15 protein-coding genes are annotated in these 16,839 nt (G+C 55.2%); 6 read left to right on the top strand and 9 right to left on the bottom strand.

The annotated features are described in order from the left end of the window. Positions 1 to 21 precede the first annotated feature (21 nt). The 5 genes from EPL03_RS19045 to EPL03_RS19025 form a co-directional block, all read right to left on the bottom strand. Positions 22 to 441: a hypothetical protein gene (locus EPL03_RS19045; RefSeq protein ID WP_010890437.1), complete on the bottom strand. Its 420-nt coding sequence runs from the start codon at positions 439 to 441 to the stop codon at positions 22 to 24. Continuing rightward, positions 434 to 1,372 carry a ParA family protein gene (locus EPL03_RS19040; RefSeq protein ID WP_010890438.1) on the bottom strand — a complete coding sequence of 313 codons (939 nt, stop codon included), beginning with the start codon at positions 1,370 to 1,372 and terminating at the stop codon, positions 434 to 436. The genes EPL03_RS19045 and EPL03_RS19040 overlap by 8 nt, the downstream gene beginning before the upstream one ends. A 261-nt stretch (positions 1,373 to 1,633) precedes the next feature. After that, positions 1,634 to 2,437 (bottom strand): nucleotidyl transferase AbiEii/AbiGii toxin family protein, encoded by an 804-nt coding sequence (locus EPL03_RS19035; protein WP_010890439.1) that lies wholly within the window; start codon positions 2,435 to 2,437, stop codon positions 1,634 to 1,636. 5 nt (positions 2,438 to 2,442) lie between these two features. Continuing rightward, the gene (locus EPL03_RS19030; protein ID WP_010890440.1) at positions 2,443 to 3,273 is read right to left on the bottom strand and encodes a type IV toxin-antitoxin system AbiEi family antitoxin domain-containing protein; all 831 of its coding nucleotides are present in this window, start codon (positions 3,271 to 3,273) and stop codon (positions 2,443 to 2,445) included. A gap of 92 nt (positions 3,274 to 3,365) precedes the next feature. Next, entirely contained in the window at positions 3,366 to 3,803 is a 438-nt protein-coding gene (locus EPL03_RS19025) for a TRAM domain-containing protein (protein WP_010890442.1), read from the bottom strand. Positions 3,804 to 4,037: 234 nt separating this feature from the next. Here EPL03_RS19025 and EPL03_RS19020 point away from each other — a divergent pair, with 234 nt between their 5' ends. Both EPL03_RS19020 and EPL03_RS20555 read left to right on the top strand, forming a co-directional pair. Further along, positions 4,038 to 5,066, top strand: a complete 1,029-nt coding sequence (locus tag EPL03_RS19020) for a Cdc6/Cdc18 family protein (protein ID WP_012289552.1) — start codon at positions 4,038 to 4,040, stop codon at positions 5,064 to 5,066. A gap of 243 nt (positions 5,067 to 5,309) precedes the next feature. Then, entirely contained in the window at positions 5,310 to 6,812 is a 1,503-nt protein-coding gene (locus EPL03_RS20555) for a hypothetical protein (RefSeq protein ID WP_012289553.1), read from the top strand. 107 nt (positions 6,813 to 6,919) lie between these two features. On the opposite strand, the gene EPL03_RS19010 is transcribed toward EPL03_RS20555, so the two are convergent. Together EPL03_RS19010 and EPL03_RS19005 are read right to left on the bottom strand one after the other, a co-directional pair. Beyond that, on the bottom strand, positions 6,920 to 7,609 hold the full coding sequence (locus EPL03_RS19010; RefSeq protein WP_012289554.1) for an SOS response-associated peptidase: 690 nt from the start codon (positions 7,607 to 7,609) through the stop codon (positions 6,920 to 6,922). 239 nt (positions 7,610 to 7,848) lie between these two features. Next, complete coding sequence (locus EPL03_RS19005) at positions 7,849 to 9,873, bottom strand: GmrSD restriction endonuclease domain-containing protein (RefSeq protein WP_135830694.1); 2,025 nt, start codon at positions 9,871 to 9,873, stop codon at positions 7,849 to 7,851. A 211-nt stretch (positions 9,874 to 10,084) separates the two neighbouring features. Here EPL03_RS19005 and EPL03_RS19000 point away from each other — a divergent pair, with 211 nt between their 5' ends. From EPL03_RS19000 to EPL03_RS18985, 4 genes are all read left to right on the top strand, one after another. Next, complete coding sequence (locus EPL03_RS19000; RefSeq protein WP_012289555.1) at positions 10,085 to 11,053, top strand: hypothetical protein; 969 nt, start codon at positions 10,085 to 10,087, stop codon at positions 11,051 to 11,053. Between the two features lie 2 nt (positions 11,054 to 11,055). Further along, positions 11,056 to 11,373 (top strand): hypothetical protein, encoded by a 318-nt coding sequence (locus tag EPL03_RS18995; protein ID WP_049892647.1) that lies wholly within the window; start codon positions 11,056 to 11,058, stop codon positions 11,371 to 11,373. Positions 11,374 to 11,378: 5 nt separating this feature from the next. Continuing rightward, positions 11,379 to 13,523: a type B DNA-directed DNA polymerase gene (locus EPL03_RS18990; protein WP_012289557.1), complete on the top strand. Its 2,145-nt coding sequence runs from the start codon at positions 11,379 to 11,381 to the stop codon at positions 13,521 to 13,523. An 836-nt stretch (positions 13,524 to 14,359) separates the two neighbouring features. Beyond that, the gene (locus tag EPL03_RS18985; RefSeq protein ID WP_012289558.1) at positions 14,360 to 15,754 is read left to right on the top strand and encodes a Cdc6/Cdc18 family protein; all 1,395 of its coding nucleotides are present in this window, start codon (positions 14,360 to 14,362) and stop codon (positions 15,752 to 15,754) included. Between the two features lie 135 nt (positions 15,755 to 15,889). Here the strand turns inward: EPL03_RS18985 and EPL03_RS18980 are convergent, their stop codons facing one another. Continuing rightward, positions 15,890 to 16,213 carry a hypothetical protein gene (locus EPL03_RS18980; protein WP_012289559.1) on the bottom strand — a complete coding sequence of 108 codons (324 nt, stop codon included), beginning with the start codon at positions 16,211 to 16,213 and terminating at the stop codon, positions 15,890 to 15,892. A gap of 63 nt (positions 16,214 to 16,276) precedes the next feature. Then, positions 16,277 to 16,780: a hypothetical protein gene (locus EPL03_RS18975; RefSeq protein ID WP_012289560.1), complete on the bottom strand. Its 504-nt coding sequence runs from the start codon at positions 16,778 to 16,780 to the stop codon at positions 16,277 to 16,279. Positions 16,781 to 16,839: the final 59 nt, after the last annotated feature.

Here is a 16,839-nt window from a genome sequence, read left to right as displayed (position 1 = left end):
AGAAATAGAATGCTATTCAGGCTATTTTGAAATCGCATTCTTTCGTTCTTGCTCGAACCGTTCAGCCACCTCGTCAACCAAGTCTTCCTCTACAACCGTGCGCAGCAACGCATCAGTCATCTCACGGACAACGATATTCTGATAGCCGCGAGTACTTAGCTCGCGCTCTAATTCGTAGTTCAGCCAGGAATCGAAGTTCTCGATAGTCTCTTCGCGAGCGTAAAACGGCCGTTGATTGGCTGCCTCGTATGAAAAGGCAGTATCTGTCATCGGGTCCAGTTCCTCGACGTCCCCCTCATCCGGTTCGTCGACGTGTTCGGTTGTCGTGTCTGAGGCGGGTGGCTCGCGCGGTTCCTGTTCACTCTTCGTCTCGTCCTGATCGTCAGCATCGTCATCCAGCGTCTGACTAAGATCTGCGAACGGGTCACCGTCGTCAGCCATGCCGGACCACCTCACCGGCCTCGACGATGTGCGCGAGTTCGTCGAAATTCTTCAGTTGATCACAGTTGGCGTCGTAGTCCAATAGCGGTTTGCGTTCACCGTACGCTTTCGTGATACTCGTTCGGTCTCGGATACCTGGTGTCGGACTAATGTCGCCGCTGCCCACAGCCTCCCAATCCGTGATTCGAGCGAAGTTCGGAATACGGTCCTGCAAGCTGTTGTGGGAGTTCAGCCGTTCGAGGAGCTGGCGATCTTGCGTTTGCTGGTCGATACGCCCATCCAGCATATTCGGGACGAGTGCGAGGACGTCGACGTCCATGTGCTTTCGCAGCGGAGCAATCTGGCGCTCGATAGTGCGTTCCAGTCCGGACATCGCCTCGTTGCCGGGCGCTAGTGGAAGAACAAGATTAGACGTCGCGACGAGAGCGTTGTCGGTCAGTCGCGAGCGATATGCGGGCGAGTCCGTGACGATGAAGTCGTATTCGTCGCCCAGCAGCGGCTCAACGACTTCGCGCTTCAACAGAGCAGACGGCTGGAAGACGTCACCGACGACGATTTCTCGCTCGACTTGCTCGAGATCCTCGCTCGAGGGAAGGATATCGAATTCATATTCGGTATCGTAGACGACTGAGGTTGGATCTGCCTCATCGAAGAATACCTCACCGATGCCCTCGTCTGTATTGTGATAGTGGTCATCGAACCCGAGACCGACTGAAGCGTGTCCATTCGGATCGAGGTCAATGAGGAGGACATCATGGTCGTGGGTGGCGAGTTGACGCGCGAGATTCACTGCGATGGTTGACTTGCCAACGCCACCCTTCAGCATGCAGACTGAGACAGCCCGAGAATTCCCCGCTGTATCCACGGAGTCGTACGGGCTATTTGGGCTATTCGTGCTATCTATGCTATTCCCGCTATTCGTTCCCGCCATGCTATTCTGGAATAGTGCCCTATCCCCTCTTATAACTAAGGGCAGTGAATAGCCTGAATCGTCAAGATAGCCCGTATAGTTTGAATAGTTAGAATAGCATGAATAGTATGAGTAGCAAAGGTAGCCTGAATTGTTAGAATAGCATAAGTAGTATCGATAGAAAATCTCTATGAATAGGATGCTATCTTAGAATAGTATCCGATTTCAGAATACCCCTAATAGTGCAGGGCTAGTACGTGCCGCAGGCGAGAGGATTCGTACCTACTCCGTCCCTTTGTCAATGACGGCCTCGTCCAGTCTCTTCCAAACAGTATCGAACAGCGGTGGATCACCGGTCAGGTCTGGAAGTGAGGTTTCCCACTGGCGCTGAATGTCCTCGCGCTGGTCACCCGGCAGACCTGTGGTGAGATCGACGTCAAGGTCGTCGTGGTCGCACTTTGCTTCGAAGGCAGGCAGGACAACGTCGAACTCAATCTCAACAGATTCGGTCTCTAAGAGCTGATAAAGATCGTAGTAGTCTCTGGCAGCACCCCGTTGGAAGATCGCCCGAAGTTTCTCCGCGAAGATCTCTTCGACACTATACGCCTGCAGTTCGAACTCCGGGATATCCTCGTAGGAGTGCGTATGGTGAACCGAGTCGAATGCGACGTACTCGTCGACCATCACGTCGAGACTGGTCGTATTCGGGTGGTCAAGCACCGCCCGATACTGGATGCTCATGTCGACGTAGTGTGTCGGATAGTGTTGCTGGCGGGACTCGTGGTGCTCGCTGATGGTGAACTCAATCCCGGAGCGCTCGGTAACTGTGTCAAGGACATCACGGAGGTCGTCTTCTGATCCGTTGTACTGACCTTCGACGCCGAAATCGAGATCCTCTGAAAATCGCCACGACTGGGGGAAGTACAGTTTGCTCAGCGCCGTTCCACCTTTGAACATGAGGTTCTCGCCAAAGTCACTCGTGAAGATACCCCAGAGAATCCAGGAGTTGACGTAGTTCTTCTCAGCATAGCCCTGGCGGACACCTAGCTCACGGGCAAGGACACGGAGTCGGTTTTGACTGATCATTAGAATCAGGACTCCGTCGGACCGAGCGTGCCCGGGTCGACGTTAATTCGGAGGCGATACTCACTGTCGTATGATCCCTGCTCGCTCTGCGTTGGGTCGAGCAGCGAGTACCCGCTCGTGAACGACTCGACGAGCGTCTCACGCGTTGGGAGGTCGATACTCAGCTGGTCGGCCAAGTAGACGATTCGCTTGGTCGCCGCGCCGTTGTCAAGCCGCTGGAGATACTCGCCGACCGTCGCCCACGAACAGGCTTGGTCGTCCGCCGCGACCATCGCCGTTGCGAGTTCGCGGATGCCACCGCAGTACTCGGGATGGTCGGCACAGTCGACAAGCGTCTTCGCCAGGTCGGCGACGTTCACGACAGTTCCCTCGATGGACGTCGGCTCGTAGCCGAAGAACTTCCGCTCGGTGACCGTCGCGACGCGATAGGGGACGCCGTGAATCTCGCGACTCTGGGCTCGCGTCGGGGTGACGACGTACACGGTTCGGGGAACCTGTTCGGTCAGCCCGTGATGGCTGAGGGCGCTGTAGTAGCCGATGTACATCGGCTCAGCGACGTGCGAGGCGATGAGATACTCGTGGGTCGTGTACACGGCCTCCTCGCCAGCAGCGAGGGGGATGATGAGATATCGGCCGGGGAGCAGCCGGTCCAGCCACCCTTTCTCGGTGAGGCGGGAGGCGATCTCGCGGGCGGTGTTCGGCGCGACCTCGAGGGTCGCCTCGACGTCGTCGATCGAGATTATTTGGTGGCCCTCCGCGGCGAGATGCGAGAGGAGTCGGCTCTCACGGGTCGAAAGGCCCTGCCGTATAGTTTGTGTCTCTTGTGTGGAACTCATACCTGCGTTTCGTACATAGAATATGAAGCCCGGCAGGCATCAACGTTGCGCCTCCTCCTCCTTGCCGGACAGACACCGGATTATGAGCCTAGTTAGAGTGATTGAGGGCCGGTATCGACAACGCTGGCAAATGCGACGTTCTCTTGGACCTGGTCGATTTCGATGGTCGGCTCGTCACCGGGCTGCGCACCTGGAATGATAACGACATAGCCGCGTTCGACCTTCGCGATTCCATCGCCTTGATCGCCGACTGTCTCGATCGTCACGTCACGGACTTCCCCTTCAGTGACCGGTGGGGTAGGTGGTCCAGAATTCCGTTCGGACGGAGCGGGCTGCTCCTGTGCTGTGCGTTCGTCAGCTGTCTTCGTCGAGGATTGTCGTTGCGTGAGTACGCCGATCCGGTATGTTTCACCAGGAGAGATAGCGCCGTGATCAACCTCAGTTTGCGGAACTTCGAGTGTATATGTCTCGCCTCGTTTTTCTACAGTTGCGCTAAACAGACTCTGGAGCGACTCTGGAACCTCAACCATACGCTGACCTACAGCCCCTGGTAGTTAATCGGTTATCTTCCGCGAAGAGAGGTATCTATTCAGGAAGGCTCGTGTTTCCTGGAATTTCAGGAAAACTATGAGGTGCAATTCCAGCAGAATCGCCTGCCAGCGATACAGTATCCGGGTAGAGCCCAATTACAAGTGCTTCCTTTCCGGAAACGACCCGGTCACTCTTATATGACCTGCCGCAGAATCACTTTCGTACCGAATTTCATGATACGCGATGCTCGCGTTCTCCGCGCCGGGTTCGTCCCTCGAGAAGTCGAGCATCGTGACGCCGAAGTCAACCACCTCTCCAGCGTCCTCGAACCAATCACGAACGGAGAACCCGCCGACACCGCTATCGTCACGGGCCCCAGCGGAACGGGAAAGACGTGTATCTCACAGTTCGTCACCGAACGCCTCCGCGAAGAGGTTCTCAACGTTGAAGCCACCTATGTCAACTGCTGGCGCAACTATACGCGCTTCCGGACGCTCTACCAGATCCTCGATGATTTCGGCGAAACCATTGATATCCACCGCCAGTCGACACCCCACGACGAACTCATCGACCGACTCCAACAGTACGACGGGCCACGGACAGTCATCATCCTCGACGAGGTCGACCAGCTCGAAGATCCGGGTATCATCTACGACCTGCACAGCCTCCCACACTTCGCGGTGATCTGTATCGCCAACAAGGAAGAAGACCTCTTCAGCCGCGTCGACGACCGCCTCGTGAGTCGACTTCGATCCAGCGAACACGTCCGGATGGACAAGTATCACGACGAGCAACTCCACGACATCCTCGCTGCTCGTGTGAAAGGAGGGCTCGACCAGGACGTCATTACGACTAACCAACTCGACCGTATTGCCGACGCCGCTGCTGGTGATGCTCGTCTCGCGATTGGCATCCTTCGGACCGCCGCGAGCAAAGCCGACCGCGAGAGTAGAGAGCGAATCACCGATGATATCCTCCTCAACGCTGCGGAAGACGCTCGCGCTCAGATCAAGCAGAAAAATCTCGACTCGCTTATCCCGCACCAGCGGCTCGTCTACGACGTCGTCCGGGAACACGGACCCCTCGGGCCAAGTGAGATTTACGACCACTACAAGCGGAAAGTCGACGATCCACGGACAAAACGCACCATCCGCACGTATCTGTCGAAGATGACGCAGTACAACGTTCTCGAGGCAGAGGGTACGAGTCGTGACCGTGAGTACTCGCTCGTCGATTCGACGGCACCATCAGTAACCCAATAAGCTGCGAAAATCCAAGATATCATAGACGCGTTCTCATATCTTCGTTACACCCAGCCGGCAAACGCTCGAACCAAGTGATATTATGAAATGTCCATCAGCGGTTCGACTGAAATACGATAGGTTTGAAAATGTGATGCTTAGAGAGATCAGTAGTATAAGAACCCTTTAGATAGAACGGTTAGGAATGCTAATTCTGTTTTCTAGTGGGAACGGATAAGTGGTGTTTGTTTTAATCTATCCTCTATGCGCGGAATTGCTGAAAGTTGGATCGATGAATGTGTGGAGGATAGCGCTGAGGGGTCTATGCTCCAAGTGTGGGCAGAGGTTGATGGTGACTGGAGAGTATATTTTGCTCTTGGGACGACACAATCTTTGGATGAAACGGTCCATGAAGTGCGTCAAGATTGTTTCGTGGCGGTCGATCCTGTCCCCCTAAGCGATCTATTAACACTGATTCCGGTAGATCCAACTGATAGAGTCGATCGGTTTGAGTCGACGCTGGAGCGAAGTACACCCGATGACGAGCAGGTTATTGATCAGCTTCAGGGCGATGTGAGGATGGAGCGTGTATACCCGAATGATGATCTACAATGGGGTTCGACGCGACCGGCTTTACAGTTTGAGCACTGGGTGAGGGAAGATGAGATTCCAGAACTCTCAGACGACCAGCAGGCGAAGGCCCATGAGATAGTTGAAGAGGAGATTGGCGTTGATTTGACTCGGTATCACGACTACTGGGGAAGCTTGGTTATCCAGTTTGAGGACTTCCGAGTCGACGCTGAGTTCGACAATCAGTGGAGAGTAGACCTGAACGCCGACCTCGTAAGTCGGGAAGACGTTGCTGTGGTATTGGAACGAAGGGAATACGGAGAGCTTCTATGGCAGGACTCTATTGAATTTGAGGAGGATTCTGGTGGCGGTGAAGGAGCGCGAAAAGTCGTGATTTCGTATGGTGGCGACGAAAGCACTGGTTTTTGCGAGGTTGAGCAGGCAAATGGATCAAGTGAAGAACTCATCAAAGTCCTAATCAATGGAGAAACTGTAAATCAGCAGGATTTCTCCGTGGCTCGTAGAGTAGTCACCGATATCACCATCGGTGGCACTGGCCAAAGTGATTCTAGCTCCGATGAAGATCCGCCCGAACTGTATCCAGAATCAGACCTCAGTGGGCATCCCACTATAGTAGCTGGGGAGCAGATTTGGGATAAAAGGAAAATTGATTTCGGAGGCGGGACTACGTCAAGGGGGTGGATAACTGAGGCAGAGAGTGCCGTTGCGGATAGGGCACTTGACAGTATTCAAAGAGATGTTTCTTCAACCGTAAAGGTGGTTGACCCGTATCTGGATGTCGACGGTCTGACGGACTTCGTAGACAGTCTAGATTCTGATATCGATGTCTGGTTCATAACTTCGGTATTACGAAATGCATCGCAGTTGGAAAGCGAATTGACCAGGTACAAGAATCAGGGACAAACCGTAGAGATTCTAAGGATTATGGACCAGAATGGCGGTCCGAAGCTAACTCCGCTTCACGACCGGTTCATTATCACCGAAAAAAGCCGGAGTTGGATACTGGGGACGTCTTTCAACTCGTTAGATACGAACGTCTCGATCATCTCCGAGCTCCCTATGCGTGTTACTCAGACTTTAGATAGACAGTTCAACCGTTGGTGGACAGAACCAGTTGAGCAGAAAGACGAGAGGCAGAATTGCAATAAATCTAGAAGTGGGATCAGCCAGCTCTGATTAGAGGTAATGACGAGACTATAGCCAGCATTGGTTGACGAAGCTGGTACAGTTTTCCTTCGAAATGAACCTGCTCAGGAGACATTCTATCCGAAAATCAGTATCGGTCATCTCGAGCTAAATTCGTCGAGTCCCGATTGCTCGTGATCCAGGGGTTCGATTACTGTGGCGTCGTCATTCCCTGAATTGTTGACCCGCGTCGAAACTTCGTACGCAGTCAAGTCCTCCTCCGGATAGGGCTGGCACAATTCCTCGCGTTCGTCCGGGCTAGCAGTGAGCCATGTCTCCTCGTCGCCGTCGGGGAGGACAACCGGCATCCGGTCGTGAATTGGTTGCATCAGATCGTTCGGTTCGGTCGTCAGGATAGTCACGCACGGGATGGCTGATTCCTCCCCTTCCCAGACCTCCCAGAGGCCGGCCATCGCGAACGCCGGGGCGTCCTCGCGGTAGATTCGATAAGGTTGCTTGGGCCCGCTGTCCCGCTTCTGCCACTCGTAGAACCCCGACGAGAGAACGAGACAGGGCCGCGAGTCCCAGGCATCGCGGAAGGATCGTTTCTCGGCTGCAGTTTCAGAGCGAGCGTTGATAATCCCCTCTCCGGGATCGTCCGCCCACGACGGGAGGAGGCCCCAATGATACTGGTCGATCTCGGCAGCGGCCCGGTTGGTGATGACGTCCAGCTGCTCTCCAGGGGCGATATTGTATCTCGGGGCGTACCCGCCGTCCGTGACGACCTCCGCTCCGAAATGCTTCTCGAGGTCTTCCTGGGTGACGAACAGCGCGTTTCGCCCACACATATCTCTCTTCTCGAGGAGAGTGAGCATCAAAGTATGGTAGCTGTGCGACGTAGAACGAGAACAGGGGAGTCGTTCAACAGTATTAACCAACAGTTAGGAGTTGTCCTACGGCGTGTTGGTTAACATAGGTGGCTGCCGTGTACCTAAATTCAGTTCCTGAACCACTTCTAGACGGTACGTTCCGAGAGTCAGAACCGGAATACTGGAGAGCGTTTCTCCGGCCCCTAACCGAAGGTGGTTCAGTACTCTTCGGTAATGCAGCTGTTTATCCATTCGATGGCGACCTGCCCATCCATTTCGGTGAATCGATCGATTTCTCGGTGATGAGCGAGGGCGTTGCGGAATTCTGCGAAGTCCTCAAACCGGGTTTGAACCGCTGATTTCGATGGTAGATAATCCCCGAAAACGTCCCAGCGAGCGTTGATGATCTTTGCGTAGTCCATCACGTTACAGAAGTCAAGTTTGTCTCGATCAGAGTCAACAGTGAACTCGGGATTACTGTCTTGCTCCTCGCTAATACGCCGCTGAACGTTCGAGTTCACATCGTTCGGGACTTCACCCCAGAACGTGCCTCCATCGCTTGCTAGAGCGAGTTCTCTGTCAATGAAGTCTCGAACCAATACCTCCGTCTCTTTGACGGCGCTCTGTGGGTCATTTCGGAGATCAGATTCGAGAGCGGAATACTCCCCGATCAGTTCCATGAATTCGGAGTACACGAGTTCCGCCCTCTGTTCCTGGAACGTATCATAATCGTTGTCCCAGATACCCGAGTCCTCGTCATGGGGGATAAGGTGCGAATCCATGATTCGCTCAAACTCATTTACATCATTTGCGAGTCTTCCAAAGTACTCTTTTGCGGAGGTGTCCGAGAGACGGCGGTTAAGCTCGGCAGGAATGAAGGTAATGTCCATAATGCTCTTCCGTTCCTTTTTCGAGTAGTCTAACCCCCGCAGATAGGCGTTCGGAAAGATGTGATGCTTGTTGAGACGGAAGTCAGCGTACTCGTTTTCCGTCAGGTCAATTTCTGATCCGTCCTCGAAGTGAAGAGGTCGGTTCCGTGCAAGGAGACAGAGGAATGCATTCCTGAGGCCTGAAGTGGACCGCTTGATATTGGTTGTTTTGAGGCGTTCTGTGCTAATCTGCGGCGTGAAGTTGATTTCAACATCTTCTCCTGCGATGATCCTGTCGACCAGTTTGCTATCTTCAGTCATTCTGGTCTGTGCAGAACTGCTGTACCGACCCGAGAGAGCGACCCGCCAGAACCAGCGGTCTATCTGTTCCTGGTGGTCTGGATCGACATTCCTGCGATCTGTCTCATACATATAATATGCGAGCACAGGAATCATTCCTTCGTACGGAATGAACTCGGACCGTTTCACTCCGTGTTGTTTTCTGAGATAGCCAATCGCGGAGATCATAGCCTCCTTGGTATCCTCCCAGTTCTCTCTGACATCATCGGGATCGAGATTCTTCTGAGCGTCCGTGCTGCACGTTCCATCAATGTTGAGAGCCAGGGTCTGGGTCACGGTACCTCTGTCAATCTCCCCGAACCCGATCTGGTCTAAGTGCTCGAAAATATCCTCGTCGATGCGGCTACGAAGATTGAAATCCCTTGACCAGATGTTGGCGTTAACTATATCGAAGCGGCTGAGTCGCGTCCCTTTCTGATTGATCCGCTCGAAGATGTTTATGACGCTCTCAACTTCGTTCGTCTTGACGATGATAAGCGGGAGTTCGTATTTCGTCAGCGCATCGTTGCAATCAGTGAACGCCTCATATCGATCGCCCTCTAACTCGTCGCGAACCTCCCGTTTGTCGTCCCAGATGTCACAGACTCGTACAAGGTGGTCGGCTTTGCCTTCTGCAACTTTGAACGTCTCTTCGTCAAGGTCAAAGACGATGCGGCTGTAGTCCGTGTCCGCATATTTCATTCCGTTGAGCGTAACGTAGAGCGAGGTTAGCCGTTGTTGGCCGTCAAGCACGAAACTGATTTCGGGGAATTCGGACCGCTGGATTTCTTCAAGTGAGGGCTGCTGGAGTTCGTCGACATCTCGGAAGAAGTCCCACATATCGTGCGGGACTCGCCAGAAGAAGAAACTCCCAATGGGGTAACTCTTGTAGATACTGTCGAAGAGATCGACGACGTCGGTTCGGTCCCAAACGAATTCTCGCTGGAACTCTGGAATGCGGTATTTTCCTTTCCCGACCTGAGTAATTACGTCGTCAAGACGTCGGTCATCGACGTCCAAGCTCACATTCCGCATAGAGAATCACATTCGCAGTCGAGTTATAAATCTGTGTGGTTGACCCTTTTCCGCCCCGTCAGCCAGCGTATTCTTGAAACAACCCGGAAACGTGGGTTCAGAGAACTATAACCCGAATACTGCACGCCGTTTAGACTACCAGCTCTATCGTTCTATGAAACGTGGAAACGACACGCCACGCCTTATCGGACACTTCTCCGTCTAGTGAGGTATGTCCGAGGGATCTCCATCGAGGTCGCGATCAACGAAGAGCGAGCTGGCGGTGAACCAGCCGACGCGTGGCGCAGACCGCAATCAGCAGTCACTCACCGGGACGGCCGACCAGCCGCCTGACGAGTTCTTGTTTCCCTCACTCGATAACGGCATCACGCTCCTCGATATCGAGGGAGGGCGTGGCGTCCCCATTCTCCAGTCGCTTGTGCTCGACCACCTCCTGCTGAGCGACGGACCGGCCTTCTGGATCGACGCCCACGGCCACGCGACAACCACCTCACTCGCCCGCCTCACGCCCAGCCAGCGCTTACTCGACCGGATTCACGTCGCCCGCGGCTTCACCGCCTACCAGCACTACGGCGCGCTCTGTGACCTGCCCGACGCCGTCAACCAGCACGTCCAGCAAGCCACGGCCGCGGACGCTGTAGCAACGCACCGAGAACGGCAGAGCCACGAGCAGGAGACCTCGCCACACACGCCGTCGCTCATCGTTGTCCCGGCGCTCGATGCCCAGTACTGGGACGACGATACCCTGGGGGAAGAACACGCGCAGACGCTCCAGGCGCGAGCTCTCGCTCGTCTCAGTACCTATGCACGGGGCTACGATGTCCCCGTCCTCGTCACGCGCACGACTGCCAACGAGTTCACGGCGCCGATCGAAACGACCGCCGATCATCATCTGGAGTGTGAACAGACGCGGATGGGGCCACGTTTCGTTGGCGACGAGTTCGAGACACTCGTCTATCCCGTCGACGGCGGCGCGTACTACCAGACCACATTCGCGTACTGGCGGAAGATGCTCACTGCCCGTGCCGACCAGGTGGGCCTCCAGCCGGCGTCACCCCCTACCCCAGGAGATTCCGGCGGAACTACCGATATCGGGACCGGCGTCATGGCCGACGGCACGAGTACGACACTCACCACGAACCCACTACTTGACGCGTGGGCCAACACAGGAGGTCGGTGACGGTGGGGCGGACGAATCCGACGTTCCGGGATGCGCTTCGCGCTATCGAAGAGCGGTGGGGAGAGTATCGCCGTGCGCTCCGGCGCCGCGACCAACCTCGGTTCGACCAGCTGTTCACGTACGCCCGCGAGCACGCCGACGCGAGCGGATTGTTGAACCACCAGAACCCCATGCTTCCGTCGCTTCTCAGCGTCGATCTCGAACAGGAGTCACGCCTCGACGCACATGACGAGCGCCTCGACGATATCGAGGATGCAATCGAGGCGCTACGAAAGCAGCACGACGAAATGGACGACAAGCCACAGCCAGCTGACGACTGATACCGATGCCGTTCAAAATCGACTTCCTCGACGACCGCGTCCTCGAATGGGAAGCGACGACCGACGGCGCCGTGGCCACTGAGCGCCGGGACTACACACCGCGGTTCCATGTCGCCGCTCGCTCGCCAGAGACTGACGTCGATCTCTCTGGACTTCAGGCGTTCTACGAGCGCCATCCGGACGTCGTCGCGACCGAGTACGTCGACCGACACCCTGGATTTCGTCGTGACCTGGAGCGGGTCCTTGCCGTCGACGTTTCACACATCGACCGGGTGACGGCGCTCGCCCGCCAGACGCGCCAACTCTCCGAATACCCCATCGGCGATATCGCCTGTTTCAACGTAGACTTCTCGCGGGAGTTCCGCTACTGTCTGGAGAACAACGTCAATCCGACGCCGGCGAACGAGCTGTCGACGCTCCACCTCAGTATCCCGGTGACCGAGACGAACAGTAAAACCTACACCGAACTCGGCGTCGACGGCGAGACCGTCACGGGCCCGCCGGAGGAACTCCTCGCTGCTGTGCAGGACGCGCTCGACGTACGCGACCCGGATGTCCTTGTGTGCTCGACGAGCGAGATCATCCCGACGCTCTACGCGATGGCTCGCGACGCCGGCGTCGACGGCTTCACGCTGAGTCGGTGGCCCAACGTCGACTACCAGCAGCTCGCCGGTCGGTCGACGTATTCGAGTTACGGCCGGGTGGGACACTCCCCTGCCCGCTACAACGTGCCGGGACGGGCTATCATCGATGAGTCGAACGCGTTCTTCTTCGGTGAGACGAACCTCGACGGCATCCTCGACCTCGTCACTCGGTCGAAAAAGCCAATCCAGGAACTCGCGTGGGCGTCGATTGGGAACGTCCTCACTGCCATCCAGATCTGTGAAGCACACAAGCGCGGTGTGCTGACGCCATGGAACTCCTGGCGACACGAGTTCTACAAGCCGATGACCACGCTTCACGACGCTGACCGCGGTGGCTTCATCTTCGCGCCCGAAGTCGGCCTCCACGAGGACGTCCACGAACTCGACTTTTCGAGTCTCTATCCGAATATCATCTGCACGCGGAACGTCTCGCCCGATGTCATCCGGTGTGACTGCCACAGCGACCGCGACGATGTGCCCGGCCTCGGCTACGCGATCTGTGACGACCGCGGCTACCTCGTCGACGTCCTCCAGCCAATCATCGATGCGCGCGACGAGATCAAGACCGCAATCCGTCGCGAAGAACAGCGGGAGAACCCCGACCAAGACTGTCTCGACGAACTCGAGGGGCGGTCGGCCGCGCTAAAGTGGATTCTCGTCGCGTGCTTTGGGTATCAGGGATTCAGTAACGCGAAATTCGGCCGAATCGAGTGCCACGAAGCAATTAACGCGTTCGCTCGGGAGATCCTGCTCATCGCGAAACAGCGGTTGGAAGCGGGCGGATGGCGCGTCGTTCACGGGATCGTCGACTCGATCTGGGTGACGCCCGACCCGGACGTCAGCGACGACGAACGAGGATCACTGGAGACGTTGGCCGCCGAGATTACGGACACCGTCGATATCCGTCTCGAATATGAAGCCGAGTACGAGTGGGTAGCGTTCGTGCCACAGCGCGAGAGCGACGCCGGCGCGCTGACGAAATATTTCGGGAAGGTTGCGGGCAAGGACGAGTTCAAGATACGCGGCATCGAAGCCCGGCAACGATCGACGCCCGGATTCATCGAAGACGTCCAGCGCGACTGTCTCGAGATTCTCGGTCAAACGCAATCTCCGGATGTGGTAATTAATCGCTTGGAACGGGCGATTTCGGAGCTTCACGCTGGCGATGTCGATTCCGACCGACTCGTCGAACGGAACCGTGTTTCCAAGCCTGTCGAGGCGTACACGCAGTACACCCAGAACGTGGCGGCACTCGAGCGTGCTCGGGACCAGGATCTCGCTGTCCATCCCGGTCAAGATGTCGAGTACGTGGTCGTCGACGACGAGAAGGCATCACGAGAACGTGTCGCCCTTGCTCACGAAGAGACGGACCAGTATGATCCATCGTACTATGAGACGCAGCTGGTCCGAGCTGTCGAGAGTATTATCTCACCCTTGGGATGGGATCGGTCGGATATCCGACGAAGGTTAGCAAAGACACGAACGACTAAGATCACCTCGTTCTGACCCTGCGGTTGCAACAAGATACAGCTGGAACCACACACCCCCCTCGTTCGGAATGAGATTATACCCTCCATACCACCTGATTAGAAGCTGAGTTTCCACCCGATGAGAAGGTTGCAGTAATGGATTCGTTGGGTATACGCCCTCGACGTATGGTCTACTGCTTCGATTCAAAGGATAGAATAGCTGTACTTCCAGTGTTAGGCGTATTCACGAATACTTATAACTAGTGCCGTATTCTACTTAGTGGGCTCTTAGCGTAACTAGGTAATAAAGCTAGGGTAGTAACTAGACAAGTGATCCTTCGAAGTCTACGCTATCTTGCGGTTTGGAGAGAATGGCTCGTCCTAGTTAAGAACCGCCTAGTTGGTTGATGGAAGATCGCGCCCATACGGTCAGTCTTACGGGATCTCATTCCGAATCAGGGGGGTGTGTCCCTCCAACTCCAATCTCCATCCATCCTGTTTAAGCTGGCATCAATATCGTCCATTAGTTCGGGGAACAGCTCACTCCGAATCAGGGGGGTCTCTTTAGCATTCCCGATTCTTGGCTGATGGACCAACTCGTACTACCTCATTCCGAACGAGGGGGGTTGATCTGAACCCGCTGATCATTTGAGCTGCTGGCAATCCTCTCGTTCTAGGAAATAGCTCACTCCGAATTAGGAGGGTGAGGTCATCAGGAGACGCAGATTTGAACGACACCTCACTCTGAATCGGGTATCATCGGGTATGGCGGTGCCACCTATCGATCTTCCGCTGTTTAGCACCGATATCCAACGAATCTCATTCCGAACCAGGGGGGTAACGACTAAGTAGGTTCCTTCCCAGGATGAATCTATGACAGACAACGAGGAACCAGATGGTGGAGGTGACTCGTCTATCGCGGACCAACAGCTGGATGATTTCGATACAAACAGGGAGGGCAGTTCTGCTTCTGAAATCTCGTCGACCTCGGAGGAAATCCAACGACAAGACTCGAACGATCCGGCAAATGACCCGTTGTTCGTTCGGGAGGGCGATGAAGACGGTTCTTCAACTCATATCTGGGCAGATCGGGATTTACTCTCAATTGGAACAGTTCCTGGCCCTGATCGCATCGTCGGTCGTGACACGGAAATCCAATCGGTTGCTGGAGAAATCCGACATCTCATTCACGAATCACAACCAAACCACGTCGTCATTTATGGGGAAACCGGAACTGGAAAATCACTTGTCAGCCGACACGTGTCCGACCGTCTCGTTGATACTGCCACGGCACGTAACGTTCCCGCTGCTAGCGTCTACGTTGAGTGCAAGAAGAATAATACCGAAACACGAGTAGCCCGAACAATCGCTCGTGCGCTAAGCGACAAATCTGATTCTGATATAGATATCCCTCGTATCGGTTTAGGTTCCGCCGAGTACTACGATTACGCCTACGACATCATCGACGAGTACTACGATGGGCTCATTGTCATCCTTGACGAAATCGACATGGTTGATAACGCTGAGGGCCTCCTCCATGAACTCTCGCGGGCTCGAGAAGCTGGTCACACCGACGCCTATATCGGAATCATTGCTATCAGCAACGACATCGATTTTGGACAAAAACTCAACGCACGCGTTCAGAGTTCGATGCGGACAACGGACTTCGTCTTTGAACCATACCAAAGCGATCAGATCGAACAGATCCTGGAGTATCGACGAGACGCGTTCCATGATGGTGTCGTTCAAGACGGCGTCATAACCGAGACTGCCGACCGGTCGGCGGATGAACACGGTGATGCGAGAAAGGCAGTCGATGTTTTGCGGATTGCTGGTGATATCGCTGACGACGCCGATGCAGAGGTCGTTAGTCCAGAACATGTCGACAAAGCAGTCAAGCGAGCAGAGGTCAATCGAGTCAAGGAGACGATCGAGAGCACCTCACCCCAGTCTAAACTCGTTCTCTACACTCTCGGTCGCTTGACTGGCTCGAATAATCGCCGCTTCCGCACCTCTGGTATCTACAGTCAATACGAGACGACCTGTGGCGACGTCGGTGCTGATCCTCTCTCATATGATCGAGTGAGCCAAATTCTCAGCACGCTCGCGCTAATGGGGATTTCTGAGTCACATCAGGTCGGTGGCGGACACAAACAGGGTGTCTATCTGGAACACCAGCTTATCAAGGACAAAGATGTAGTGATGAAGGCAGTTGTAGAGAGTGATGAACGGCTTTCAGAACTTCACAACGGCACCTACGAGATTTGATTAAGCATCATGAGGGTTCATTCTACCTAGAACCCTTCTGCTGAAGCTCATTCCGAATCAGGGGTGTCAAATCTTCTGAGAAGTGAACAAGCTCACTTCGAATTAGGGGGGTTGTTCTCGAGAGAACCAAGTTAGCTAATCGTCTGGACTGACCGGTCCTTTGTACTGCGAGCGCACCTTCTCGCCTTCCCGCCACTGCCAGTAGTAGTAGCGGTTGTCGTTGATCTCCTTGATCGTGATTGTAGCCTTCGAGGGGACGTCGTCCGGAAGATCCTCCGGTCGCTCCTCGATCTGTTCTTCCTCGTCCTGTTCGGCTAGTCGGGCTTCGCGTTCGCGATGTTCGGCGAGCCCCTCGGCGTACTGGGCGATATGCTGGAGCACCTCCGGTGATTGCTCATTGAGCATCTCCACGACGTCGTCGGGGATTTCTTGCGGTGGGGTTGGTGACGAGAAAGACATGGATTACGGCGTGTTAACCAACACTGGCACTGGAATCTTAGTGCTGTTGGTTAACCTGGGTATTTATCGAATCGAGAGCTCTTCGAGAACCGCTACTGTTGCTTCGAGTTCCCTCCGCCGGGCTTCTCGTTCGTCGATTTCCTGCTCTAGTTCGAGAATCCGCTCCGAAAGCTGCTCCGTCACGTCTCCAGTCGCCGGAAGCCGTCCATCAGGACGTGGGGCGGTTCCGCTCCGAATCTCGATGTCGACCCGCCGTAGATGCTTACAGCCACCGCTCGGCCGGCGCTTCGTGAAGTCTGGACACGTACACGTCTTGCTCGCGACGTCGACCTCGTAGGTGTTCCCCGACGCCGACTGCACCTCGTACACACCACCTTTCCTGAGCAATGAGACGTCCATCTCCTCAGTTCGAGCGCGCTCGGTACGGGGTTGGCTGTCTTCCTGGTGGTCTTCATCGCTAATCGACGGCTGCTGCAAATCTCCTCCGGGAGTCGTGGTCGTGGAGGTGGCAGCAACAACGCCGCCATCGGCGGCTAATCCATCTCGTTCGTGTTCGTCTCGATCCATCTCTTCAGTCTCGCTTGTCTCATTTCGTCCGGACATGGATTGGTCTGGGTCTGTCCGGC

The sequence above is a fragment of the Halorussus halobius genome (genome assembly GCF_004765805.1).
GTDB lineage: Archaea > Halobacteriota > Halobacteria > Halobacteriales > Haladaptataceae > Halorussus > Halorussus halobius.
This window is presented reverse-complemented; position numbering and strand designations above follow the sequence as displayed.

Coding starts and splice junctions, on each gene's coding strand:
- EPL03_RS19045 (WP_010890437.1), bottom strand. CDS start 441: ATGGCTGACGACGGTGACCCGTTCGCAGATCTTAGTCAGACGCTGGAT.
- EPL03_RS19035 (WP_010890439.1), bottom strand. CDS start 2,437: ATGATCAGTCAAAACCGACTCCGTGTCCTTGCCCGTGAGCTAGGTGTC.
- EPL03_RS19040 (WP_010890438.1), bottom strand. CDS start 1,372: ATGGCGGGAACGAATAGCGGGAATAGCATAGATAGCACGAATAGCCCA.
- EPL03_RS19025 (WP_010890442.1), bottom strand. CDS start 3,803: ATGGTTGAGGTTCCAGAGTCGCTCCAGAGTCTGTTTAGCGCAACTGTA.
- EPL03_RS18980 (WP_012289559.1), bottom strand. CDS start 16,213: ATGTCTTTCTCGTCACCAACCCCACCGCAAGAAATCCCCGACGACGTC.
- EPL03_RS19000 (WP_012289555.1), top strand. CDS start 10,085: ATGTCCGAGGGATCTCCATCGAGGTCGCGATCAACGAAGAGCGAGCTG.
- EPL03_RS19010 (WP_012289554.1), bottom strand. CDS start 7,609: ATGTGTGGGCGAAACGCGCTGTTCGTCACCCAGGAAGACCTCGAGAAG.
- EPL03_RS18985 (WP_012289558.1), top strand. CDS start 14,360: ATGACAGACAACGAGGAACCAGATGGTGGAGGTGACTCGTCTATCGCG.
- EPL03_RS19030 (WP_010890440.1), bottom strand. CDS start 3,273: ATGAGTTCCACACAAGAGACACAAACTATACGGCAGGGCCTTTCGACC.
- EPL03_RS20555 (WP_012289553.1), top strand. CDS start 5,310: ATGCGCGGAATTGCTGAAAGTTGGATCGATGAATGTGTGGAGGATAGC.
- EPL03_RS18975 (WP_012289560.1), bottom strand. CDS start 16,780: ATGGATCGAGACGAACACGAACGAGATGGATTAGCCGCCGATGGCGGC.
- EPL03_RS18990 (WP_012289557.1), top strand. CDS start 11,379: ATGCCGTTCAAAATCGACTTCCTCGACGACCGCGTCCTCGAATGGGAA.
- EPL03_RS19005 (WP_135830694.1), bottom strand. CDS start 9,873: ATGCGGAATGTGAGCTTGGACGTCGATGACCGACGTCTTGACGACGTA.
- EPL03_RS19020 (WP_012289552.1), top strand. CDS start 4,038: ATGATACGCGATGCTCGCGTTCTCCGCGCCGGGTTCGTCCCTCGAGAA.